Source organism: Nocardioides agri (genome assembly GCF_013778305.1).
Lineage (GTDB): Bacteria > Actinomycetota > Actinomycetes > Propionibacteriales > Nocardioidaceae > Nocardioides > Nocardioides agri.
Genome location: NZ_JACEIC010000002.1, coordinates 1,490,969 through 1,514,639, shown reverse-complemented (window position 1 = coordinate 1,514,639; position 23,671 = coordinate 1,490,969). Strand labels below are relative to the sequence as shown.

The following is a 23,671-nucleotide window of genomic DNA, read 5'->3' as shown; positions in this document are numbered from 1 at the left end:
GGAACACCCGGGTGCCGGCGCACGTTCTCGAGGCATGTCACTCAAGCTCCCCGTCCTCTTCGTCTCGGACCTCGTCGTCCTGCCGGGCATGGTCGTCCCGCTGGAGCTCGACGACGCCGCCCAGGCCGCCATCGACGCCGCCCGGGCCGGCAGTGAGTCCCAGGTCCTCGTCGCCCCGCGCCTCGACGACCGCTACGCGTCGTACGGCGTGGTCGCGACCATCGACCGGGTCGGCCGCTTCTCCGGCGGCGCCCCCGCAGCGGTCCTCAAGGCCGGCTCCCGGGCGGCCATCGGCAGCGGCGTGACCGGACCGGGCGCCGCCCTGTGGGTCGAGGTCGAGCCGGTCGAGGACGTCGTCACCCCGCGGGCCCGCGAGCTCGCCGAGGAGTACAAGCGGCTCGTGGTCGCCGTGCTCCAGCGTCGCGAGGCCTGGCAGGTCATCGACCAGGTGCACCAGATGAGCGACCCGAGCGCGATCGCGGACGCGGCCGGCTACGCGCCGTACCTCTCCGTGGACCGCAAGCGCGAGCTGCTCGAGGACCCCGACGTCGAGTCGCGGCTGCTGCGCCTCATCGGCTGGACCCGCGACCACCTCGCCGAGTCCGAGCTGACCGACAAGATCGGCGAGGACGTGCGCGAGGGCATGGAGAAGCAGCAGCGCGAGTACCTGCTCCGCCAGCAGCTCGCCGCGATCCGCAAGGAGCTCGGCGAGGGCGAGCCCGAGGGCGCCGAGGACTACCGCGCCCGGGTCGAGTCCGCCGACCTGCCCGAGCACGTGCGCACCGCTGCGCTCAAGGAGGTCGACAAGCTCGAGCGCGCCAGCGAGCAGGCCCCCGACGCGGCCTGGATCCGCACCTGGCTCGACACCGTGCTCGAGCTGCCCTGGGGCGTCACCACCCAGGACTCGACCGACGTCGCGGCCGCCCGCGCCGTGCTCGACGCCGACCACCACGGCCTCGACGAGGTCAAGGAGCGGATCGTCGAGTACCTCGCCGTCCGCGCCCGCCGGGCCGAGCGCGGCCTCCAGGTCGTCGGCGGCCGCGGCTCCGGCGCGGTCATCCTGCTCGCCGGCCCTCCCGGCGTGGGCAAGACCTCGCTGGGCGAGTCCGTCGCCCGCACGATGGGCCGCGAGTTCGTCCGGGTCGCGCTCGGCGGGGTGCGCGACGAGGCCGAGATCCGCGGCCACCGGCGGACCTACGTGGGGGCGCTGCCCGGCCGGATCGTCCGCGCGATCAAGGAGGCCGGCTCGATGAACCCGGTCGTCCTCCTCGACGAGGTCGACAAGGTCGGCTCGGACTACCGCGGCGACCCCGCGGCCGCGCTGCTCGAGGTGCTCGACCCGGCGCAGAACCACACGTTCCGCGACCACTACCTCGAGCTCGACCTGGACCTGTCCGACGTCGTCTTCATCGCCACCGCCAACGTCGTCGAGCAGATCCCGAGCGCGCTGCTGGACCGGATGGAGCTGGTCTCCATCGACGGCTACACCGAGGACGACAAGGTCGCCATCGCGCGGGACTTCCTGCTGCCGCGCCAGCTGGAGCGCGCCGCGCTGACCCCGGACGAGGTCACCGTGACCGACGCCGCGCTGCGCGAGATCGCCGCCAACTACACCCGCGAGGCGGGCGTGCGGCAGATGGAGCGGCTGCTGGCCAAGGCGCTGCGCAAGGCCGCCACGCGGCTCGCGACGGGGGAGACGCACGTCGGCATCGGCGAGCCGGACCTCAAGGACCTCGTGGGCCGACCGCGGTTCACCCCGGAGTCGGCGGAGCGTACGGCGGTGCCGGGTGTCGCGACCGGCCTGGCCGTGACCGGGCTCGGCGGCGACGTCCTCTTCATCGAGGCCTCGGTCGCCGACGGGACCGCCGGGCTGACGCTCACCGGCCAGCTCGGTGACGTGATGAAGGAGTCCGCGCAGATCGCGCTGTCCTTCGTCCGCTCCCACGCGGCCGAGCTCGGCGTCGACCCCTCGGTGTTCGAGAAGGCCATCCACGTGCACGTGCCCGCGGGCGCGGTGCCGAAGGACGGGCCGTCGGCCGGCGTCACCATGGTGACCGCGCTGACCTCGCTGCTGACCGGCCGTCCGGTGCGCTCCGAGGTGGGCATGACCGGCGAGGTCACGCTCAACGGCCGGGTGCTGCCGATCGGTGGCGTGAAGCAGAAGCTGCTCGCCGCCCAGCGGGCCGGGCTCACCGAGGTCTTCCTGCCGCTGCGCAACGAGCCGGACCTCGACGACGTGCCGGCCGACGTGCTGGAGGAGCTCACCGTCCACGTCGTCGGCGACGTCCTCGACGTCGTCCGGGGCGCGCTCGCGCCGGCGGAGGGAGCCGCGACCGCAGCCGCCTGACAGCCTCCCGACGACGTACGTCGCCCGTCTTGCTCACGTCCCACATCGCGGAACCGATGTGCACATCGTGAGACGGGCGACGTACAGTCTGTCTCAGCTCATCCAGAGGGACTGAGGGATACGGCCCGAAGAAGTCCCGGCAACCGCCACGAGCCTCCGCCCCCGGCGCACCAGCCGGTTGCGGTTCGTGGAAACGGTGCCAATTCCGCCCGGCGCGACCGTCGCAGCCGGGGAAGATGAGAAGGAGGACTCCGTGAGCGCACCTGTCATCGAGAAGCCGGCCCTTCGTGCAGGCGCCTTCGGCAACGCCAAGGCCCTGTCGTGTCGGGAGTGCGGCCACCACGTCGAGCTCGGCCCGCACTACGCGTGTCCGGAGTGCTTCGGGCCGCTCGAGATCGCCTACGACTTCGGCACCGTCACCCGCGAGCAGATCGAGGCCGGGCCGCGGAACATCTGGCGCTACAAGGCGCTGCTGCCGGTGCCCGACGACATCGAGTCGAGCCCCAACACCGAGCCCGGGTTCACCCGGCTGCTCAAGGCCGACAACCTCGCGGCCGAGCTCGGCCTGACCCGGCTGTGGGTCAAGGACGACTCGACCAACCCCACGAACTCCTTCAAGGACCGCGTCGTCGCCTGCGCGCTCAGCGCGGCCCGCGAGCTCGGCGCCAAGGTCTTCGCCTGCCCGAGCACCGGCAACCTCGCCAACGCCGTGGCCGCCGCCGGCGCCCGGGCCGGGATCAAGACCGTCGTCTTCATCCCGAGCAACCTGGAGCAGCCCAAGCAGGTCAACTCCGCGGTCTTCACCGACTCGCTGGTCGCGGTCGACGGCAACTACGACGACGTCAACAAGCTCGCCTCCGAGATCGCGGGCGAGGAGGGCGGCTGGGCGTTCGTCAACGTCAACGTCCGCCCGTTCTACGCCGAGGGCTCCAAGACCCTCGGCTACGAGATCGCCGAGCAGCTCGGCTGGCGGCTCCCCGACCAGGTCGTCATCCCGGTCGCGAGCGGATCGCAGCTGACCAAGGTGCACAAGGCCTTCCAGGAGCTCGTCGAGCTCGGCCTGGTGGAGGCCAAGCCCTACCGGATCTACGGCGCCCAGGCCGAGGGCTGCTCGCCGGTGTCGGCCGCCTACAAGGCCGGCGTCGACGCGATCCGCCCGGTGAAGCCCGACACCATCGCCAAGAGCCTCGCGATCGGCAACCCGGCCGACGGCATCTACGTGCTCGACATCTGCCGCGAGACCGGCGGCGCCGTCGAGGACGTGACCGACGACGAGGTGCGCGCCGGCATCGTGCTGCTCGCCCGCACCGAGGGCATCTTCACCGAGACCGCCGGCGGCACGACCGTCGCGGTGCTGAAGAAGCTCGTCGAGACCGGCCAGCTCGACACCTCGCTCGAGACCGTCGTGATCAACACCGGTCACGGTCTCAAGACCCTCGACGCGGTCTCCGGCGCGGTCCGTCCCGCCGCGACCATCGCGCCGACGTACGCTGCCTTCGCCGCCACCGGCATCGCCTGACCCCGAAAGAGGAGACATGTCCGTCTCGGTCCGGATCCCGACCATCCTGCGCACCTACACCGGCGGTGAGTCGGAGGTGACCGCCGCCGGCGCGACGCTGGCCGAGGTGCTCGACGACCTCGACGCCAGCTACAGCGGCATCAAGGGCCGGATCCTCGACGAGTCGGGCGAGCTGCGCCGCTTCGTCAACGTCTACGTCGGCAACGACGACGTGCGGTTCCTCGACAACCTCGCGACGCCGACGCCCGACGGCACCCAGATCTCGGTCATCCCGGCGGTCGCCGGAGGCTGCTGACCCGCTCGACGAGGTGGGCGCGCTCGGCCTGGTTGGCGCACCGGCCGATCGCCTCGTCGTACGCCGTGACCGCCTCCTCGACGCGGCCCAGCCGGGCCAGGAGCTCGGCGCGCGTGGCCGGCAGCCGGTGGCCGGGCAGGACGAGCCCGTCGAGCACCGCCAGCCCCGCGGCCGGTCCGGCCGCCTCCGCGACCGCGACCGCGCGGTTGAGCCGCACCACCGGTGACCCGGTGAGCTCCTCGAGCTCGGCGTAGCGCAGCACGATCCGGTCCCACGCGGTCTCCTCGGCAGAGCGCGCGATGGCGTGCTCCGCGGCGATGAGCGCCTGCAGCAGGTACGGCGAGGGCGGCGCGTCCAGCCACGGCCGGAGCAGGGCGAGCGCCTCGGTGATCTCGTCCGTCCGCCACCGCGTCCGGTCCTGGTCGGGCAGCAGCACCAGCCGTCCGTCGGCGACCCGGGCGTCGCGGCGCGAGTGCTGGAGCAGCATCAGCGCGAGCAGCGCCTCGAGCTCGACCTCGGTGTAGGGCACCACGGCGCGCAGCACCCGCACGAGCCGCACCGCCTCGCCGGCCAGCTCGGCGCGCACGACGTCGGGGCCGGACCCGGGCGCGTAGCCGGCCGTGAACGCGAGGTAGGCGACGTCCGCCACGAGGCCGACCCTCGGCCCCAGGTCGGCCGGCACCTCGAAGGAGCGGCCCGCGAGGGACTTCCGTGCGCGGGTGAGCCGGGCCGCCATCGTCGGCGTCGGCACGAGGAAGAGACGCGCGACGTCCTCCGTCGGCACGCCGAGCACGAGACGCAGGGTCAGCGCGGCGGCCGACTCCGGCGCCAGCGACGGGTGCGCGCAGAGCAGCACCAGCCGCAGCCGCTCGTCGACCAGGGGCTCATCGGTGTCGGCCATGAACGCCTGCGCCTCCTCCTGCAGGGACGCCTCGACGGCGAGCAGCGGGAGCTTCCGCGCGGCGACCGCCTCGGCCCGCAGCCGGTCCACGATCCGGCGCCGGGCCGCGGTCAGCAGCCAGGCGGGCGGGTTGGCGGGCGCCACCGTCCAGGTGCGGGCCGCGGCCTCGAACGCGTCGGCCAGCCCGTCCTCGGCCAGGTCGAGGCGGCGGTACTGAGCGACGAGCAGGGCCAGCAGTCGGCCCCACTCCTCGCGCAGCAGCTGCTCGATGGGGCTCAGATCGGGACCTCGGGCACGGGCCGGACCTCGACGGTGTAGGCGCGCGGCAGCAGGCCGGCGAGCTCCACCGCGACGTCGATCGAGTCGACGTCGATCACGTAGAACCCGCCGATCTGCTCGACGGTCTGGGCGAACGGTCCGGCGGTCACCGCGCCGGCCCGCACCGTGCGCGCCTCCGAGGGCCGCGCCAGCGCCTCGCCACCGACGACCGAGCCGCGCTCGGCGACGGCCGCGTCGAACGCCTCGAAGTCGGCCACGACGCGCTGCCGCGCCGCCTCGTCGGCCGCGTCCCACCGGGCGTAGTGGTCCTCCTCGGCCATCAGCAGCACGAACCTCACGCCGTGGGCCCGTCCGCGCCGCCCTTGGCCGTGCGCACCTCCACCGGTCCGTCGCCGTCGGCCAGGATCGCGCACACCTCGAGCAGGTCGTCGAGGTCGTCGGTCTCGACGACGTAGAACCCGCCGAGCTGCTCGACGGTCTCGGCGTACGGCCCGTCCGTGACGGTGATGCCGGACGGCGAGCGCCGCACGACCTTCGCCTCGCGCGAGTGGGTGAGCTCCGCGCCCCCGCTGATCGTGTGCCCCCGCTCCGCGAGCACACGGGCGAACTCGCCGTGCTTGGCGTAGACCGCGGAGCGGTGCTCCTCGGTCGCGTTCTCCCAGGCGGACTCGTCGCCGGGCAGTAGGACGACGTACGTGGTCATGGTGGTTCCTCCTCGTGTGGTGAGTCTGACACCGTGATGACGGGCGGCGGTCGGTGAAATCGACAGGCCGTGGCGCAGGTTTGCCGGAGGTGCTTGACAGCCGCTCCGGCGGGCAGCAGGCTTGGCCTGTGGGAACGCTCCCACTGACCACACTGCACCGAGGGGTGGACCGCGCGATGGCCTCGATGCGACGTGGGGGAGCTCCCACCGCGGGCGGCGGCTCGACGGTGGGCCCAGACGCGCGGCGAGCCCGGGGATACCTCGACCTCCCGGGCTCGCCGTTCGCGCTCCCGCGGACGGCGAGCGTCGGCATACTGACGCCATGATCGCGCCCCAGCCCCGCCCGACCCTCAACGAGGTCGCCGCGCGTGCCGGTGTCGGGCGCGGCACCGCCAGCCGCGTGATCAACGGCCAGGCCAAGGTCTCCGAGCAGGCGCGCGAGGCCGTCGAGCGCGCGATCGCCGAGCTCGGCTACGTGCCCAACCGGGCCGCCCGGGCCCTGAAGACCCAGCGCACCGACGCGGTCGCCCTCGTGATCGCCGAGTCGGAGGAGCGGGTGTTCGGCGAGCCGTTCTTCGCCGGCATCGTCCGCGGCATCGGGGCCGCGCTCGGCGCCGCCGGCCGCCAGCTGGTGCTGCTCCTCGCACAGGCGTCCGAGCGGCGTGGCACGCTCGACGAGTTCCTCACCCGGCAGCACGTCGACGGCGTCCTGCTGCTCTCGCTGCACGACGACGACCAGCTGCCCGGGCGGATCCGCGAGCACGGTCTCCCGGTCGTGGTGGGCGGTCGGGCGAACCCCGCCCTCGAGACCGACTTCGTCGACGTCGACAACGTCCAGGGCGCCCGCCTCGCGGTGGAGCACCTGGTGGGGTCCGGCCATCGCCGGATCGCCACCATCGCCGGCCCGCCCGACATGGTCGCGGGCCACTCCCGCTACGAGGGGTACGCCGCGGCGCTCGAGGCCGCCGGGCTGCCGGTCGACGAGGCGCTGGTCGCTCACGGCGACTTCGGCCAGGCGAGCGGCGAGTCCGCGATGCGCGCCCTCCTCGAGCGGTCACCGGCCCCCGACGCGGTCTTCTGCGCCAACGACCTGATGGCCGCCGGGGCGCTGCGCGCCCTCAACGACGCCGGCGTGCAGGTCCCCGAGGACATCGCGGTCGTCGGCTTCGAGGACGCACCGATCGCGGCGTCCACGCACCCGCCGTTGACCACCGTCCACCAGTCTCCGGAGGAGATGGGGCGGGAGATGGTCGCGATGCTGCTGGCCGCGATGGCCGATCCCACCACCCCGCGACCGGGTCGGATGCTGCCGACCCGCCTCGTCGTACGCGCCTCCTCCTGAACCGCAAGCGGTGAGTCGGGCCCTCTCGCTAGGGTGCGCGCATGGATCAGAGCCCCGAGCGGCCGGTGGTGCTGCTGGCCACGTGTGCGTGGTTCCGCGACGGGGAGCCCGGGCACGAGGCGCTGGATGCCGCGCTCGCGGACCGAGGGCTGGCCGCGCGCTGGGTCGTGTGGGACGACGAGTCGGTCGACTGGACGGCCGCCGACCTGATCGCGGTGCGCTCGACCTGGGACTACGACACCCGGGTCGGCGAGTTCCTCGAATGGGCGGCAGGGCTGGGGCCGCGGGTGCTCAACGGCGCGGAGGTGTTCCGCTGGAACACCGACAAGCGCTACCTCCTCGACCTGCAGGACGCTGGCCTGCCGGTCGTGCCGACCATGTCTGCCGACACCCCTGACGACGTACGCCGCCTCGCCGCGCGGCACCCGGTCGCCGTCGTCAAGCCGCGGGTCGCCGCCGGCGGCCGCGGCCTCGACGTGGTCTCCGACGCCGCCGGGTGGGAGCCGCGTGAGGACGGCCGCGGTCCGTGGATCGTGCAGCCGCTGATGGAGTCGATCCACCACGACGGCGAGACCTCGGTGTTCGTGCTCGGCGGCCACGCGGTCAGCCAGGTCGACAAGCTCCCGAGCGCGACCGACATCCGCGTGCACGAGATGTACGGCGGGAGCTCGCGGCCGGTGCCGCTCGACGCCGAGGCGGCGCAGCTGGCGACCGAGGCCGTCGCGACCGTCGTCGACGTGCTCGGTGGCGAGCTCGCCTACGCGCGGGTCGACATGATGCGCCACCGCGGCCGGCTGGTGGTCAGCGAGGTGGAGCTCACCGAGCCGGGCCTCTACCTCGACGTGCTGTCGGCGAACGCCGAGCCGTTCGCCGACGCCGTCGCCGCCCGGGTCCGCCGCCGCGACTGAGCTCCGGGGGCCGCCCTCTCCTTGCACTCGCCGGGGTCGAGTGCTAAACATGACGTTGGCACTCTCGACCGGAGAGTGCCACCACCGGAACGGCGACGTTGAGGTCCCGAGCGCCGGCGAGAAGGGTTCGCCGGGTCCAGCAGGGGCCGTCCGTCGCGGGCAACCCGCCGCCCCGGTCCACATACTCAGCATGCGAAGGAATCGCAGGAGTTATGCCGAAGCTGATTGCTTTCAACGAGGAGGCCCGGCGCGGCCTCGAGCGTGGCATGAACACGCTCGCGGACGCCGTCAAGGTCACGCTCGGTCCCAAGGGCCGCAACGTCGTCCTCGAGAAGAAGTGGGGCGCCCCCACGATCACCAACGATGGCGTGTCCATCGCCAAGGAGATCGAGCTCGAGGACCCGTACGAGAAGATCGGTGCCGAGCTCGTCAAGGAGGTCGCGAAGAAGACCGACGACGTCGCCGGTGACGGTACGACCACCGCGACCGTCCTCGCCCAGGCGATGGTCCGCGAGGGTCTGCGCAACGTGGCCGCGGGTGCGAACCCGATGGGCCTGAAGCGCGGCATCGAGGCCGCTGTCGCCGCCGTGTCGGAGCAGCTCTCCAACATGGCGATCGACATCGAGACCAAGGAGCAGATCGCCGCGACCGCGTCGATCTCCGCCGCTGACACCACCGTCGGCGAGATCATCGCCGAGGCGATGGACAAGGTCGGCAAGGAAGGCGTCATCACCGTCGAGGAGTCGAACACCTTCGGGCTCGACCTCGAGCTCACCGAGGGCATGCGCTTCGACAAGGGCTACATCTCGGCGTACTTCGTCACCGACCCGGAGCGCATGGAGACGGTCCTCGAGGACCCCTACATCCTCATCGCCAACCAGAAGGTCTCGTCGGTCAAGGACCTGCTCCCGCTGCTGGAGAAGGTCATGCAGTCCGGCAAGCCGCTGCTGATCCTGGCCGAGGACGTCGACGGCGAGGCGCTGTCGACCCTGGTCGTCAACAAGATCCGCGGCACCTTCAAGTCCGTCGCCGTCAAGGCCCCGGGCTTCGGTGACCGTCGCAAGGCCATGCTGCAGGACATCGCGATCCTGACCGGCGGCCAGGTCATCTCGGAGGAGGTCGGCCTCAAGCTGGAGTCGACCGGCATCGAGCTGCTCGGCCAGGCCCGCAAGGTCGTCATCACCAAGGACGAGACCACCATCGTCGAGGGTGCCGGCGACGCGGACCAGATCGCCGGCCGCGTGAACCAGATCCGTGCCGAGATCGAGAAGTCGGACTCCGACTACGACCGCGAGAAGCTCCAGGAGCGCCTCGCCAAGCTGGCCGGCGGCGTGGCCGTCATCAAGGTCGGCGCGGCCACCGAGGTCGAGCTCAAGGAGCGCAAGCACCGCATCGAGGACGCCGTTCGCAACGCGAAGGCGGCCGTCGAGGAGGGCATCGTCGCCGGCGGCGGCGTCGCCCTGGTGCAGGCGTCGGCCACGGCGTTCGACAAGCTCGACCTGTCGGGCGACGAGGCGACCGGTGCCAACATCGTGCGCTACGCCACCGAGGCCCCGCTCAAGCAGATCGCGATCAACGCCGGTCTCGAGGGCGGCGTCGTGGCTGAGAAGGTGCGCAACCTGGAGGCCGGTCACGGCCTCAACGCGGCCACCGGCGAGTACGTCGACATGATCGCCTCCGGCATCATCGACCCCGCCAAGGTGACCCGCAGCGCGCTGCAGAACGCCGCCTCCATCGCGGCGCTCTTCCTCACCACCGAGGCCGTCGTGGCCGACAAGCCGGAGAAGGCCGCCCCCATGGGCGACCCGTCCGGCGGCATGGGCGGCATGGACTTCTGAGTCCGACCGCTCCTCGCGGCACAGCATCACGAGCAACACCGAACGGCCCTGGTCCCTCGCGGACCGGGGCCGTTCGGCCATTTCGTCGAGTTGGGCGCTCCTCACCGTTGAGTTGCCCCCGCGTCACGGTCGAGTTGGGCCTTATGCGCGATCGAGGCCCAACTCACGAGTGACGGGGGCCCAACTCGACGACGACTCGGTGGGCCCGGCGGTGGCCGCGCGTTCGTGATCGACGCGCGTCGGGCACAGTGGCCCCGTGGACGAGAGCCGACGCGAGCGCTTCGAGCGGGTGGCGCCCGGGCTGGTCGAGCCCCTGCGGCGCTACCTCGTACGTCGTACCGACCCGGACACGGCCGAGGACGTGCTGGCCGAGACCCTGCTGGTCTGCTGGCGACGGGTCGACGACCTGCCGGAGGAGCCGCTGCCGTGGGCGTACGGCGTCGCCGCCAACTGCCTGCGCAACGCCGAGCGCGCGGCGCGGCGGCAGCGCCGCGTGGCAGCGAAGGTGGCCGCCCTCGAGCCGCGGGCACCCGCGCGAGAGCCGGCGGACGATCCGGACCTCGGGGTGGCGCTGGGCCGGATGCGCGCCGAGGACGCCGAGCTGCTGCGGCTGTGGGCCTGGGAGCAGCTGACGCCGGCGGAGATCGCCACCGTGCTCGGGATCACCGGCAACGCCGCCAGCATCCGCCTCCACCGGGCTCGCGAGAAGCTGCGCATCGAGCTGCGAAAGGTTCAGCGCGTGTCCGGACATGAGGGGTCGAGGGAAGGGAGGACGTCGTGAACGACGACGAGCTGCGTCAGCGGATGAGCGCCGCCGACCCGGCGTCCACCCTCCCGCCAGGCGACCCGGCCGGGGTCGCCCGACTCGTGGAGGACGTCATGAGCACCGAGCTGACCACCGAGAACCGTGAGACCGGCACCCGCGAACGCAGCCGCCTCACCTGGGTCGTGGCGGCCGCCGCCGTGCTGGTGATCGCCGGCGCAGGGTTCTTCGGCGTGCGCGCGCTGACGGGCGACGACCCGACGTCCGACCCCGTCGCGACCGAGCCCGCCTCCGTCGAGCTCGCGGTGTCCGACACCGCCGGCAGCGGCAAGTGCATGGTCCCGACCCCCGAGGCCCTCGCACAGGCGCAGGTCGCCTTCGACGGCACGGTCACCTCGATCGAGGGGGACACCGTGGTCCTCGAGCCGACGACCTGGTACGCCGGCGGTCCCGCGACCTCCGTCGTGCTGGACGCGCCCAGCGAGCAGATGCAGCGGGTGGCGTCCGGCGTCGCCTTCGAGGTCGGCGGCCGCTACCTGGTCTCGGCCGTCGGCGGCCACGTGACGCTGTGCGGCTTCTCGGCGCCCTACAGCCCCGAGCTCGCGGCGGTCTACGAGCAGGCCTTCGGGTGACGGTGCACGCGCTGCTGCTCGCGGCCGGCGCCGGGCGCCGGATGGGGCAGCCCAAGGCGCTGGTCCACGACGACGCGGGAAGGTCGTGGCTGGTGCGCGCGATCGACGTGCTCCGCGACGGCGGCTGCGACCGCGTCGAGGTCGTGCTGGGCGCCGCCGCCGAGCAGGCGCTCGAGCTGCTGGTCGGCACCGGCGCGGCGGCGGTCGTCGCCGCCGACTGGGACGCCGGCATGTCGGCCTCGCTGCGCGCCGGGCTGCGGGCCGCCGCGGCCGGTGACGCGGACGCCGTCGTCGTGACCCTGGTGGACCTGCCCGACGTCACGGCCGAGGTGGTCCGACGGGTGCTCAGCGACGGCGCCGACGAGCGGACGCTCCGGCGCGCGACGTACGACGGCCGACCCGGCCACCCGGTCCTCCTCGGCCGCGCGCACTGGGCCGGGATCGTCGCGGAGGCGAGCGGCGACGAGGGCGCCCGCGCCTACCTCGAGACCCACGACCCCGAGCTCGTCGAGTGCGGAGACCTGGCGACGGGCCTCGACCAGGACACCGTCTCGCCCGTCAACGACGCCTGATCCGCACCGGCCCGCGTGCCGAGGCCAGGTCGACGACCTGGCCGCCCTGCGTCACGTCGACCTCGCCGGCGTCGACGAGCCGCTGCGCCGCGTCGCGAGCCGCGTCCATCAGCGGCCTCCAGTCGTCGGGCGCCACGGCGCGCGCCGCGTCGGACGGGCAGATCGTCGCGCCCGGGCGCCGCTGGTCGAGCAGGTCGAGGATCGCCTGCTGCAGCCGAGCGTCGACAGCACCCACCTCGCCAGTCTGGCCCGGCGTGCCAACCGCCGACGGGTACCGGCCGACCGTGAAGCAGGTCGCGCTCCTCTGCCTGCTGGCCGCTCTGGTCGCGCCGACCGCGCCAGCGGCGGCCGAGCATCCCGACCGCCTCCGGGTCGGCACCTTCAACATCGACCGCGACCGCGGTCTCGACGCCTGGCGCCGGGCGGTGGGCGGTGGGCGGTGGTGGCATGCTGCCCCGGGCCGCGGGGTCGAGCACGCTCGGCGCCGGCTACATCGACCAGGTCTGGTCGTCGGCACCCGCACTTGAGAGTGCGCGCCTGGCAGCACGTCTCCGGCGGCCAGCACCCGTGGTCGCGGCGTACACCGTGCGCCGACCAACCGCGCGCCAACACCCCGCTGAGTAGCCTGGAAGCATGGTCCTCGAGAGTCCCGCCGCCGTCGCCGAGCACCTCGGTGCCACCGGCTACCTGAGCGACGACGCGCTGGCGACGGTGACCTACCTGGCGCTGCGGATGCAACGGCCCCTGCTGCTCGAGGGCGAGCCGGGCACCGGCAAGACCGCGCTGGCCGAGGCGATCGCGGAGTCGCTGGGCCTGCCGCTGGTGCGCCTCCAGTGCTACGAGGGCATCGACGCCACGCAGGCGCTCTACGACTGGGACTTCCCGCGCCAGATCCTGCACCTGCGCGCCCTCGAGGCGGCCGGTGGCGACCGGAGCGTCGAGGAGGCCGAGAAGAGCCTGTACGACGCGCGCTTCCTGCTCGCCCGGCCCGTGCTGCAGGCGCTGCAGGAGAGCCCGGCCGTGCTGCTGGTCGACGAGGTCGACCGGGCCGACGACGAGTTCGAGGCGTTCCTGCTCGAGGTGCTCTCCACCTACCAGGTGTCGATCCCCGAGCTCGGCACGGTGCGCGCGGCGACGCCGCCGGTCGTCGTGCTCACCTCCAACCGCACCCGCGAGCTGCACGACGCGCTCAAGCGGCGCTGCCTCTACCACTGGATCGACCACCCCGGCCTCGAGCGCGAGGTGGCGATCGTCCGGTCCCGCGCGCCCGAGGTCTCCGAGGCGCTGGCCCGCCAGGTGGTCGGCGTGGTGCAGGGGCTGCGCGACCGCGGCGACCTGCAGAAGCCGCCGGGGGTGGCCGAGACCCTCGACTGGGCCCGCGCCCTCACCTACCTCGGCACCGCCGAGATCGACCTCGCGGCCGCGTCGGCGACGCTGGGCGCGCTGGTGAAGTACCGCGAGGACGCCGACCGGGTCCGGCAGGCGCTCGACCAGATGCTGCGGCCATGACCGTCGTGCGCCAGGCCGACGAGATCCTGCTGGGGTTCACCCGCGCGCTGAGAGCCGCCGGGGTGCCGGTCACGCCCGACCGGGCGCACGGCTTCCTCAGCGCGACGGCGGAGCTCGGCGCCGACGACCAGCGCGCCACCTACCTCGCCGGGCGGGCCACGCTCTGCGCCGGCCCCGACGACCTGGCGCGCTACGACCAGGTGTTCACGGCGTACTTCGGTCGCGACGGGCTGCCCCGCGCCCGGCCGGCGCAGACCCCGCTCGCGCCCCTCTCCTCCGGACTGCCCCTCGACGACTCCGGGGGCGACGCCGAGACCGTGGACGAGGAGGTGCTGCGCGCCCGCGCGAGCGAGACCGAGGTGCTGCGCCACCGCGACGTGGCCGAGCTCTCGGCGGCCGAGAGGCACCGGCTGTCGGCGCTCTTCGCCGGGCTGCGCCCGCGCCCGCCGCTGCGTCGTACCGCCCGACACCAGCGGTGGCACCGCGGCCAGGTCGACGCCTCGCGCTCGCTGCGGGCCTCCCTGCGCCGCATGGGGGAGCCGGCCCGGATCGAGTGGCGGCGGCGCGGGGTGCGGCCGCGACGGGTGGTGCTGCTCGTCGACGTGTCCGGATCCATGAGCGGGTACGCCGACGCGCTGCTGCGTCTCGCCCACCGCTACACGCAGGCCTGCCCGGGCGTCGAGACGTTCACGGTCGGCACCAGGGTCACGCACGTGACCCGGGCGCTGCGGCTGCGCGACCCCGAGCGCGCGCTGATCGCGGCCGGGGAGACGGTGCCGGACTGGTCGGGCGGCACCCGGCTGGGGGAGACGCTGCGGTTCTTCCTGGACCGGTGGGGGCAGCGCGGCCTGGCCCGCGGTGCGGTCGTCGTGGTGTTCAGCGACGGCTGGGAGCGCGGCGACCCGACCTTGCTCGGCGAGCAGATGGCCCGGCTCTCGCGCATCGCGCACCGCGTCGTGTGGGTCAACCCGCACCGCGGCAAGGCCGGCTACGAACCCGTGCAGCAGGGCGTGCTCGCCGCGCTGCCGCACTGCAACGACTTCCTCGCCGGCCACTCGCTGGCGACGTTCACGGACCTGACGGAGGTGGTCTCCCGTGCGTGAGGTGCTGCCCGAGCTGCTGGAGTGGTGGCGAGCCGGCGAGACCGTCGGGGTCGGGACCGTCGTCGCGACCTTCCAGTCCGCCCCGCGACCGCCCGGCGCCTCGATGCTGGTCGGCCCCGACGGCACGGCCGTCGGCTCGGTCTCCGGTGGCTGCGTCGAGGGCGCGGTCTACGACCTGGCGGAGTCGGTGGTCGACTCGGGCGCCCCCGTGCTGGAGCGGTACGGCGTCTCCGACGACGACGCCTTCGCCGTCGGTCTCACGTGCGGCGGCATCCTCGACGTCTTCGTCGAGAAGGTCAGCCGCGAGACCTTCCCCGAGCTCGGCGACGTCGCGGACGACGTCGCCGCCGGTCGCCCGGTCGCCCTCGCGACCGTCATCGAGCACCCCGACCCCTCCTGGCTGGGCCGGCGCCTCGTCGTCCGGCCGGACACCGCGACCGCAGCGACGCTGGGGTCCGCACGCGCCGACGACGCCGTCCGCGACGACGCGCTGGGGCTGCTGGCGCTGGGCCATAACGCCACGCTGACCTACGGGCCCGACGGCGAGCGCCGCGGCGAGGGGATGCGGGTCTTCGTGTGGGCGTTCGCGCCCAAGCCGCGGATGCTGGTCTTCGGGGCGATCGACTTCGCGGCCGCCGTGGCCAGGGTCGGCAGCTTCCTCGGCTACCACGTCACGGTGTGCGACGCGCGGCCCGTCTTCGCGACGACCAGCCGCTTCCCCGAGGCCGACGAGGTGGTCGTCGACTGGCCGCACCGCTACCTCGCCGCCGAGGCGGAGGCCGAGCGCGTCGACGGCCGGACGGTGATCACGGTGCTGACGCACGACCCGAAGTTCGACGTACCCCTGCTGGAGGTCGCGCTCCGCCTCCCCGAGGTCGCGTACGTCGGGGCGATGGGCTCGCGCCGCACCCACAAGGACCGCCTCGACCGGCTGCGCGCGGCCGGCGTCGACGACAAGGAGATCGCCCGGCTCTCCAGCCCGATCGGGCTCGACCTCGGCGCCCGCACGCCCGAGGAGACAGCGATCAGCATCGCCGCCGAGATCGTCGCCGGTCGGTGGGGCGGCAGCGGCGAGCGGCTCGGCTCCCTCGACGGACGCATCCACAAGGACCTCGCGTGAACGGACACTCCCTGGACCGGCTCACCGACGAGCACCTCGCCGCGGCGCGCGAGCACGCGAGCGGCAGGAGCGCGGTCACCGTGCACGGCGGACGCGAGCACCACCTGCGGCAGACGCTGATCGCGCTCGCCGGCGGCCGGTCGCTCGGCGAGCACGAGAGCCCCGGGGAGGCGACGCTGCAGGTGCTGCGCGGCCGGGTGCGTCTCCATGCCGGCGACGAGACCTGGGAGGGCGGCCCCGGCGACCTCCTGCTCATCCCGCCGCAGCGCCACGACCTCGAGGCCCTCGACGACGCGGCCGTCCTGCTCACCGTCGCGAACCGGCTCGCGGACTGACGATGCGACGCCCGGCCGGTGCCGCGGCCCTGCTGCTGGTGCTTCCGCTGGGTGCCTGCGCCGGCGACGACCCGGACCCGGCGGGCGACCCGCCGCCGACCGTGACCGCCTCGTCGCCGTCGCCCTCCTCGGGCCCCACCCAGCCCCCCACCCCCACCGAGCAGACCAAGACCCTGCCACCGGCCACCGACACCCCGTCGCTGCCCAACCTGATGCGGGCCGACTTCGACGGCCGCGGGCTCCGGGTGCTGCGCACCGAGGCGCGCACGGCCGACTACACCCGCCAGCAGGTGACCTACCGCAGCAACGGCACGCTCGTCTCCGGGGTGCTGCTCAGGCCGCACGGCCGGGGGCCGTTCCCCGCGGTCGTGCTCAACCACGGCTACATCGAGCCGTCGATCTACGCCACCGGCCAGGGCATGGCCCGCGAGCAGGACTGGCTGGCCCGCGCCGGCTTCGTCGTGCTGCACACCGACTACCGCGGGCACGCCGCCGGAGACCCCGCCGGCGACCTCGAGCGCGAGTTGCGCCTGGCCTACGCGCGCGACAGCATCAACGCCGTCCTCGCGCTCGAGAGGCTGCGGTACGTCGATGACGACCGCACGGCGATGGTCGGCCGGTCCATGGGCGGTGGCGTCACGCTCAACGCCCTCGTCGCCGCACCGGGCCTCGTCGACGCCGCGGTGATCTACGCCAGCGTCAGCTCGCGCTTCCTCGACAACCTGGACCACTTCACCCGCCCCAACCGACCCGAGGCGGTCGCGGCGCTCTACGACGAGTTCGGCACCCCGCGCGCGGAGCCGGCGTTCTACCGCGGCCTGTCCTCGCGCACCTACTTCGACCGCATCACCGAGCCGGTGCTGGTGCTGCACGGCGCGGTCGACCACACCTGTCCGCCGCGGTGGTCGCGCGCGACCCACCGGCTGCTCGAGCGGGCCGGCGTCGACAGCACGCTGGTCACCTACCCCGGCGAGGACCACGCCTTCTACGCGCGCTGGCAGGACTCGATCGTGCGCACGGTGCGCTTCCTGCGCCGGCACCTCGGATCCTGAATTCTGGTGTGACGCCCGTCACCGGCCCGGTGCTAGGTTGGCCGCGACTCACCTGGGGGTGTCATGGGACGCACGGAGCTGCAGACCCGCAGGATGGACGCAGTCCGCGCGTGGACGACGTTCGTCGAGCGCGGCGACGAGGCCGCGTCGCTGGTCCGCCCGGAGATCCTGACGAGCTGGAACCGCTCGGAGGCGGCGATCCCGGTCGACGTCACCGAGGCACCGCTCGCCGACGAGGCGGCGACCGCGGCGTACTGGAGCGGCTCTCCGCTCGCCACCGCCGTCGACCGGGTCCAGGCCGAGCTGCGGCGCACCGCCGAGGACGGCGACCTGGTGGTCGCGGTGACCGACCCGATGACCCGAATCCTGTGGACCTACGGCGGCCGCGTGATGCGCCGCAAGGCCGAGTCGGTCAACTTCGTGCCCGGAGGGCGGTGGGACGACGAGTCCGTCGGCACCAACGCCCTCGACCTCGCCAACCGGCTGGACGCGCCGGCGATGGTGTTCAGCGCGGAGCACTACGCCTCGATCGTGCACAACTGGGTGTGCTGGGCGGCGCCGGTGCACGACCCCGCCACCGGCACCAAGCTCGGCGTCATCGACATCTCCACGACCTGGGACCGCACCCACCCGATCGGGCTGGCCACGGCCCGCGTGCTGGCCCGGCTGATCGAGACCGCGATGCCGCTCACCCAGCAGTACGCCCACCTCGACCTCGACGAGGCGAGCGAGCCGGGGCTCACGATGCGGCTGCTGGGCACCGCCGAGACCTGGCTCGACGGGCAGCGGCTGCTGCTCAACCGGCGGCAGACCGAGATCCTCGCGCTGCTCGCCATGCACCCCGAGGGGCTCTCGCTCGAGCACCTGCACGCGCTGGTCTACGGCGACCAGGCGGTGACCACCTCCACGCTCAAGGCCGAGGTGTCCCACCTGCGGGCCGCGCTGGGCGGCCAGCTCTCGTCGCGCCCCTACCGCCTCCTGATGCCGGTGACCACCGACGTCGACCTGGTGCTCTCCCTGCTGCGCGGCGGGCGCGTCGCCGCGGCCGTCGACGCGTACGGCGGCGACCTGCTCCCCGGCACCAACTCGCCGGCCCTCAACGAGCTCGCCGAGTTCGTCGCCGTCGCCGTCCGCGAGGCCCTGCTCGCCGACCCGCAACCCGACGCGGTGGTCCGCTACAGCGAGCTCGCGCCGTACGACACCGAGGTCGTCGAGGTGTGCCTCGCCAGGCTGGGCGCCGCACCGAACCCCGCCGTCCCGCTGCTGAAGGGGCGACTCGCGGCCGCCCAGCGGTGACGCGATTCCACCCAATCAGAAGTTATTCCCTAGACTTACCTCATGTCAGTCGTGGAGCAGGTCGTGGCGGAGGTCTCCGCGCCGCGTCGGGAGCAGGTCGCCATCGTCGGCGGAGGCGCCAGCGGCGTACTGACGGCGTTCCAGCTGCTGGCGGGCTCCGACGACGGGCTGTGCGTCACCGTGCACGAGGCGAGCGGCGTGCTCGGCCGGGGCATCGCCTACGGCACGTCCGACCCCAGGCACCTCCTCAACGTCCGAGCGCGTCACATGAGTGCGTACGCCGACGTCCCCTCCGACCTGCTCGACTGGGCGCTCCGGGCCGGCCGCGACCCCGACCCGCTGGGCTTCCTGCCGCGCATGGAGTACGCCGCCTACCTGCAGGACACCCTCGCCGACGTCGCCGACCACCGGCTGACGATCAGCGCCGGACGGGTCGACGACATCGCCCCGGTCCCGGGTGGGTTCGAGGTGCGCACCCGCGACCGGGTCACCACGGCCGGGACCGTGGTGCTCGCCTACGGCAACCAGAAGCCCCAGGAGCTCCCCGGCCTCGCGGGGCTGCCGTCCTACATCGCGAACCCCTGGGACCTGGCGGCGATCCGGGCGCTGCCGGGAGACGCGACGGTCGTCATCGTCGGCACCGGCCTCACCGCCATCGACACCGCGATCACGCTGCTGGAGGACGAGCCCCGCCGCCGCGCGGTCATGGTGAGCCGGCACGGCCTGCTGCCGCACTCCCACATCGAGCAGCAGTCGACCGCCTGGGTGAGCGAGGTCCCGGACGGTCCGCTCACCGCCGACGGGGTCGCCGCACTCGTGCGCGCCCAGGTCGAGGCGGCCCGGGCCCACGGCGTCGACTGGCGCAACGTCGTCGACGGCCTGCGCCCGCAGACCCAGTCGATCTGGCGACGCCTCGACCTCGACGAGCGCCGCCGGTTCCTGGCCGCGCACGCCCGCGACTGGGAGGTGCGTCGGCACCGGATGGCTCCGGAGGTCGCCGACCGGATCGACGGCTACCGCCGCGACGGGCGCCTCGAGGTCCGTGGGGGCGGGCTCGCCGAGCGCGACGTCGAGGCCGCCGACGCCGTCGTCAACTGCACCGGGCCGCTCACCGACATCAGCCGCAGCGACGACCCGCTGCTGCGCGCGCTCCAGGAGCGTGGCCTCGTCGTACCCGACCCGCTGCTGCTCGGCCTCGACTCGACCCCTGCCGGCGAGGTGCTCGGCGCGGACGGCGCGGTCGTCCCCGGGCTGTACGCCGTCGGCCCGCCCCGCAAGGGCACGCTGTGGGAGTCGACCGCGATCCCCGAGATCCGGTCGCAGGCGGCCGAGGTCGCTCGCATGGTGCTGACCCGCACCAACGTTTGACCAACCGGGCGCACCTAGCGTGCGCCGTATGACCCGGATCACACTCACGGTCGACGGAGCGCAGGTCTCCGACGACGTCGAACCCCGCATGCTGCTCGTGCAGTACCTCCGCGAGAAGCTCGGCAAGACCGGCACCGTCATCGGATGCGACACCAGCAACTGCGGCGCGTGCACGGTCCACCTCAACGGCACCAGCGTGAAGTCGTGCAACGTGCTCGCGGTGCAGGCCGACGGCGCCGAGGTGACCACGATCGAGGGCCTCGCCGAGGACGGCCGGCTGCACCCGGTGCAGGAGGCGTTCCGCGAGTGCCACGGCCTCCAGTGCGGCTTCTGCACGCCAGGGATGATCATGCAGAGCGTCGACCTGCTCAAGGAGAACCCGAACCCCTCCGAGGAGGAGATCCGGCTCGGCCTCGAGGGCAACCTCTGCCGGTGCACCGGCTACCACAACATCGTGCGCGCCGTGCAGCACGCGGCAGGTCAGGCGGTGACGTCATGACCGCGACCGTGGACCAGGTCGAGCGCGAGATCGGCCGTGACCGCCGGCGCAAGGAGGACCAGCGCCTGATCACCGGCCGCACCCGCTGGACCGACAACCTGACGCTGCCCGGGATGCTGCACCTCGCGATGGTGCGCAGCCCGTTCGCGCACGCGACCATCACGAGCGTCGACACCAGTGCCGCCAAGACCGCGCCCAACGTCGTCGCCGTCTACTCCGGCGCGGACTTCGGCGACGAGCTCGGAGTCTGCATCAACGCCTGGCCGATCACGCCCGACCAGGTCGCGCCGACGCACTCGCCGATGCCGAGCGACCGGGTCGCCTTCGCCGGCGAGGTCGTCGCGGTGGTCGTCGCCCGCAGCGCCGCCGAGGCGCGCGACGCGGCCGAGCTCGTCGACGTGGAGTACGACGTGCTCCCGGCCGCGCTCGACCTCAAGGAGGCCGCGGCCGACACCGTGCTGGCCCACCCCGACCTCGGCACCAACAAGTCGGCGCTGTGGGTCTTCGACTCCGGCGAGGCCGGCACCGGCGCCCCCGTCGAGGACGCGATCGCCAAGGCGCGGACCGACGGGATCGTGATCGAGCGGGAGTACCGCCAGCAGCGGCTCATCCCGGCGTTCATGGAGCCGCGCTCGGTCGTCGTCGACCCGACCGGCGAGCAGTACGTCATGTACTCCGCCACCCAGATCCCGCACATCCTGCGCTTCGCGCTCGCCGCGACGACCGGCGTCTCGGAGTCGAAGATCCGGGTGATCGCCCCCGATGTCGGCGGCGGCTTCGGCGGCAAGCTGCAGGTGACGCCGGAGGAGTGGATCGCCTGGGCGGTCGGCCGCCGGCTCGGCAAGCCGGTCAAATACACCGAGACCCGCTCGGAGTCGCTGCTCTCGGCCCACCACGGCCGCGACCAGTGGCAGAAGCTGACGCTGTCGGCCGAGAAGGACGGCACCGTGACCGGCCTCAAGGTCGAGTTGCTCGCGGACCTCGGCGCCTACGTCGCGATCGTCGGCGGCGGTGTGCCGGTGCTCGGCGCGTTCATGTTCAACGCGATCTACAAGTTCCCGGCCTACCACTTCTCCGTGCAGACCGTGCTCACCAACAAGACCTGGACCGACGCCTACCGCGGCGCCGGCCGGCCCGAGGCGACGTACGCCATCGAGCGCCTGATGGACGAGCTCGCCGCCGAGGTCGGCGTCGACCCGATCGCGATCCGCGAGAAGAACTGGATCAAGCACGACGAGTTCCCGTTCACCACGGTCGCCGGGCTCGAGTACGACTCCGGCAACTACGAGGCTGCGACGGCACGCGCCAAGGAGATGATCGGGTACGACGAGCTGCGCGCCGAGCAGATGGCCCGGCGGGCAAGCGGCGACAAGGTGCAGCTCGGCATCGGGGTCTCGACCTTCACCGAGATGTGCGGCCTGGCGCCGTCACGGGTGCTCGGCACCCTCGACTACGGCGCCGGCGGCTGGGAGCACGCGAGCGTGCGGATGCTGGCCACCGGCAAGGTCGAGGTCGTGACCGGCGCGTCCGCGCACGGCCAGGGCCACGAGACGGCGTTCAGCCAGATCGTCGCCGACCGGCTCGGCGTCGCCTTCGAGGACGTCGAGGTGCTGCACGGCGACACCCAGGTCGCCCCCAAGGGCCTGGACACCTACGGGTCCCGGTCGCTGGTCGTCGGCGGCGAGGCGCTGGTCAAGGCGGCCGACAAGGTCATCGAGAAGGCCAAGCCGATCGCGGCCCACCTGCTCGAGGCGTCGGCCGACGACCTCGAGTTCGCCAACGGGCGCTTCTCGGTGCGCGGCACCGACCAGGGCATGGCGATGGCCGAGGTCGCGCTGGCGACGTTCGCGGCGCACAACCTGCCGGACGGGGTCGAGGCCTCGCTGGACTCCGACGCGACGTACGACCCGGTGAACTTCAACTTCCCGCACGGCACCCACCTCTGCGCGATGGAGGTCGACACCGAGACCGGCGAGCTGAAGATGCGCAAGTACGTCTGCTGCGACGACATCGGCAACATCATCAACCCGCTGATCGTGAGCGGGCAGGTGCACGGTGGCCTGGTGCAGGGGATCGCGCAGGCGCTGTGGGAGGAGGCGGTCTACGACGACTCCGGCACGTTGGTGTCCGGGTCGTTCGTCGACTACCTGCTGCCGACGGCGGCCGACACGATCAGCTTCGAGGTCGACCACACCACCTCGCCGAGCCTCACGAACACGCTCGGCACCAAGGGCGTCGGCGAGGCCGGCACGATCGCCTCGACGCCGGCGGTCGTGAACGCGGTCGTCGACGCCGTGCGCCACCTCGGCGTCAACGACATCCAGATGCCGTGCACGCCCGAGCGGGTGTGGCGGGCGATCCAGGACGGCGGGTCCGGTGGCGCGACCACCGAGGCGGCCCAACCCCACTTCGACGAGGCGGAAGGAGCGGGCGCATGATCCCCGCAGCGTTCGACTACCTGGCCCCGACCTCGGTCGAGGACGCCCTGGCCGCGCTCGCCGAGCACGGCGACGACGCCAAGATCATCGCCGGCGGGCAGAGCCTGCTGCCGGTGCTCCGGATGCGGCTCAACGCGCCCGAGGTGCTCATCGACCTCGGGAAGATCGACTCGCTGCGCGGGATCCGCGACGACGGCGACGCGATCGTGATCGGCGCGATGACGCCGCACTCGGTGGTCGGCTCCGACCCGCTGGTGGCCGAGCACGCCGCCTTGATCAGCAAGGCGGTCGAGCACCTCGCCGACGCGCAGATCCGGCACCGCGGCACCTTCGGCGGTGCGCTCGCGCACGCCGACCCGGCGGGCGACCTCGGCGGCCCCGCCGTCGCGCTCGGCGCGCAGTTCGTGATCCAGGGCGCGGGCGGCACCCGCACCGTCGGTGCCGACGACTTCTTCGTCGACCTCTTCGAGACCGCGATCGGCGACGACGAGATCCTCACCGAGGTGCGGATCCCCAAGCACACCGGCTGGGGAGCGCGGCACGAGAAGTTCGTGCGGATCGTCCACCAGTGGCCGATCGTCGCGGTCGCCGCCACGGTTCGGGTCGACGGCGGCACCATCGCCGAGGCCCGCATCGGGATGGCCAACATGGGCTCCACGCCGGTGCGGGCGCGGGCGGTCGAGGAGGCGCTGGCCGGGCAGCCGGCCACCGAGGACGCCGTACGCGCGGCCGCGGAGCGGGCCGACGAGGGCACCAACCCGCCTTCGGACCTCAACGGCGACGCCGACTACCGCCGCCACCTCTCCCGGGTGCTGACCCGCCGAGCGGTGCTCGCGGCCGCGGGGGCGTAGG

The 23,671-nt window shown here is 73.2% G+C and carries 24 protein-coding genes and 1 riboswitch; of the genes, 20 read left to right on the top strand and 4 right to left on the bottom strand.

Features of this window, described 5'->3' with window-relative positions; translation table 11 throughout:
- Window positions 1–34 precede the first annotated feature (34 nt).
- The 3 genes from lon (at window position 35) to HZF07_RS11910 (ending at window position 4,161) form a co-directional block, all read left to right on the top strand.
- Complete coding sequence (gene lon / locus HZF07_RS11920) at window positions 35–2,347, top strand: endopeptidase La (RefSeq protein WP_157341872.1); 2,313 nt, start codon at window positions 35–37, stop codon at window positions 2,345–2,347.
- Between the two features lie 95 nt (window positions 2,348–2,442).
- Window positions 2,443–2,590, top strand: a riboswitch (SAM riboswitch).
- 10 nt (window positions 2,591–2,600) lie between these two features.
- Entirely contained in the window at window positions 2,601–3,866 is a 1,266-nt protein-coding gene (thrC, locus tag HZF07_RS11915) for a threonine synthase (protein ID WP_181645099.1), read from the top strand.
- 16 nt (window positions 3,867–3,882) lie between these two features.
- Window positions 3,883–4,161 (top strand): MoaD/ThiS family protein, encoded by a 279-nt coding sequence (locus HZF07_RS11910; RefSeq protein WP_157341870.1) that lies wholly within the window; start codon window positions 3,883–3,885, stop codon window positions 4,159–4,161.
- Here HZF07_RS11910 and HZF07_RS11905 read toward each other — a convergent pair.
- From HZF07_RS11905 to HZF07_RS11895, 3 genes are all read right to left on the bottom strand, one after another.
- Window positions 4,133–5,206, bottom strand: coding sequence for an RNA polymerase sigma factor (locus tag HZF07_RS11905; protein ID WP_309504706.1), 1,074 nt, complete (start codon window positions 5,204–5,206; stop codon window positions 4,133–4,135). The two genes, HZF07_RS11910 and HZF07_RS11905, sit on opposite strands and share 29 nt — an antisense overlap.
- Before the next feature lie 131 nt (window positions 5,207–5,337).
- Complete coding sequence (locus HZF07_RS11900; protein ID WP_181645098.1) at window positions 5,338–5,679, bottom strand: YciI family protein; 342 nt, start codon at window positions 5,677–5,679, stop codon at window positions 5,338–5,340.
- The gene (locus tag HZF07_RS11895; protein ID WP_157341868.1) at window positions 5,676–6,044 is read right to left on the bottom strand and encodes a YciI family protein; all 369 of its coding nucleotides are present in this window, start codon (window positions 6,042–6,044) and stop codon (window positions 5,676–5,678) included. Before HZF07_RS11895 ends, HZF07_RS11900 begins: the two co-directional genes overlap by 4 nt.
- A 322-nt stretch (window positions 6,045–6,366) precedes the next feature.
- Here HZF07_RS11895 and HZF07_RS11890 point away from each other — a divergent pair, with 322 nt between their 5' ends.
- The 6 genes from HZF07_RS11890 (at window position 6,367) to HZF07_RS11865 (ending at window position 12,099) form a co-directional block, all read left to right on the top strand.
- Entirely contained in the window at window positions 6,367–7,386 is a 1,020-nt protein-coding gene (locus HZF07_RS11890; RefSeq protein ID WP_157341866.1) for a LacI family DNA-binding transcriptional regulator, read from the top strand.
- Between the two features lie 41 nt (window positions 7,387–7,427).
- Window positions 7,428–8,294 carry an ATP-grasp domain-containing protein gene (locus tag HZF07_RS11885; protein WP_157341864.1) on the top strand — a complete coding sequence of 289 codons (867 nt, stop codon included), beginning with the start codon at window positions 7,428–7,430 and terminating at the stop codon, window positions 8,292–8,294.
- Between the two features lie 212 nt (window positions 8,295–8,506).
- Window positions 8,507–10,132: a chaperonin GroEL gene (gene groL, locus HZF07_RS11880; RefSeq protein WP_157341862.1), complete on the top strand. Its 1,626-nt coding sequence runs from the start codon at window positions 8,507–8,509 to the stop codon at window positions 10,130–10,132.
- 256 nt (window positions 10,133–10,388) lie between these two features.
- A complete protein-coding gene (locus HZF07_RS11875; RefSeq protein ID WP_181645097.1) occupies window positions 10,389–10,913 on the top strand; it encodes an RNA polymerase sigma factor in 525 nt (174 codons plus the stop codon).
- Entirely contained in the window at window positions 10,910–11,527 is a 618-nt protein-coding gene (locus HZF07_RS11870; protein WP_157341860.1) for a hypothetical protein, read from the top strand. Before HZF07_RS11875 ends, HZF07_RS11870 begins: the two co-directional genes overlap by 4 nt.
- Window positions 11,524–12,099 (top strand): nucleotidyltransferase family protein, encoded by a 576-nt coding sequence (locus HZF07_RS11865; protein ID WP_181645096.1) that lies wholly within the window; start codon window positions 11,524–11,526, stop codon window positions 12,097–12,099. Before HZF07_RS11870 ends, HZF07_RS11865 begins: the two co-directional genes overlap by 4 nt.
- On the opposite strand, the gene HZF07_RS24435 is transcribed toward HZF07_RS11865, so the two are convergent.
- On the bottom strand, window positions 12,086–12,334 hold the full coding sequence (locus HZF07_RS24435) for a DUF3253 domain-containing protein (RefSeq protein WP_220131840.1): 249 nt from the start codon (window positions 12,332–12,334) through the stop codon (window positions 12,086–12,088). The two genes, HZF07_RS11865 and HZF07_RS24435, sit on opposite strands and share 14 nt — an antisense overlap.
- A gap of 19 nt (window positions 12,335–12,353) precedes the next feature.
- Here HZF07_RS24435 and HZF07_RS24430 point away from each other — a divergent pair, with 19 nt between their 5' ends.
- The 11 genes from HZF07_RS24430 to HZF07_RS11810 all read left to right on the top strand — a co-directional run bounded on the left by HZF07_RS24430 (window position 12,354) and on the right by HZF07_RS11810 (window position 23,670).
- Entirely contained in the window at window positions 12,354–12,626 is a 273-nt protein-coding gene (locus HZF07_RS24430; protein ID WP_220131839.1) for a hypothetical protein, read from the top strand.
- A 106-nt stretch (window positions 12,627–12,732) separates the two neighbouring features.
- Window positions 12,733–13,608 (top strand): AAA family ATPase, encoded by an 876-nt coding sequence (locus HZF07_RS11855; protein WP_157341856.1) that lies wholly within the window; start codon window positions 12,733–12,735, stop codon window positions 13,606–13,608.
- Window positions 13,605–14,711, top strand: a complete 1,107-nt coding sequence (locus tag HZF07_RS11850) for a vWA domain-containing protein (RefSeq protein ID WP_157341854.1) — start codon at window positions 13,605–13,607, stop codon at window positions 14,709–14,711. Before HZF07_RS11855 ends, HZF07_RS11850 begins: the two co-directional genes overlap by 4 nt.
- Entirely contained in the window at window positions 14,704–15,831 is a 1,128-nt protein-coding gene (locus HZF07_RS11845) for an XdhC family protein (protein WP_181645095.1), read from the top strand. Before HZF07_RS11850 ends, HZF07_RS11845 begins: the two co-directional genes overlap by 8 nt.
- Window positions 15,828–16,166 carry a cupin domain-containing protein gene (locus HZF07_RS11840; RefSeq protein WP_181645094.1) on the top strand — a complete coding sequence of 113 codons (339 nt, stop codon included), beginning with the start codon at window positions 15,828–15,830 and terminating at the stop codon, window positions 16,164–16,166. The genes HZF07_RS11845 and HZF07_RS11840 overlap by 4 nt, the downstream gene beginning before the upstream one ends.
- A 2-nt stretch (window positions 16,167–16,168) precedes the next feature.
- On the top strand, window positions 16,169–17,218 hold the full coding sequence (locus tag HZF07_RS11835; protein ID WP_157341852.1) for an alpha/beta hydrolase family protein: 1,050 nt from the start codon (window positions 16,169–16,171) through the stop codon (window positions 17,216–17,218).
- 93 nt (window positions 17,219–17,311) lie between these two features.
- On the top strand, window positions 17,312–18,514 hold the full coding sequence (locus HZF07_RS11830; RefSeq protein WP_232523038.1) for a helix-turn-helix domain-containing protein: 1,203 nt from the start codon (window positions 17,312–17,314) through the stop codon (window positions 18,512–18,514).
- 42 nt (window positions 18,515–18,556) lie between these two features.
- Window positions 18,557–19,882: an FAD/NAD(P)-binding protein gene (locus HZF07_RS11825; RefSeq protein ID WP_157341848.1), complete on the top strand. Its 1,326-nt coding sequence runs from the start codon at window positions 18,557–18,559 to the stop codon at window positions 19,880–19,882.
- A 28-nt stretch (window positions 19,883–19,910) separates the two neighbouring features.
- Entirely contained in the window at window positions 19,911–20,381 is a 471-nt protein-coding gene (locus tag HZF07_RS11820; protein ID WP_157341846.1) for a (2Fe-2S)-binding protein, read from the top strand.
- Complete coding sequence (locus HZF07_RS11815; RefSeq protein WP_157341844.1) at window positions 20,378–22,819, top strand: xanthine dehydrogenase family protein molybdopterin-binding subunit; 2,442 nt, start codon at window positions 20,378–20,380, stop codon at window positions 22,817–22,819. The genes HZF07_RS11820 and HZF07_RS11815 overlap by 4 nt, the downstream gene beginning before the upstream one ends.
- Window positions 22,816–23,670 carry an FAD binding domain-containing protein gene (locus tag HZF07_RS11810; protein ID WP_157341842.1) on the top strand — a complete coding sequence of 285 codons (855 nt, stop codon included), beginning with the start codon at window positions 22,816–22,818 and terminating at the stop codon, window positions 23,668–23,670. The genes HZF07_RS11815 and HZF07_RS11810 overlap by 4 nt, the downstream gene beginning before the upstream one ends.
- The last annotated feature ends 1 nt before the right edge of the window (window position 23,671 follow it).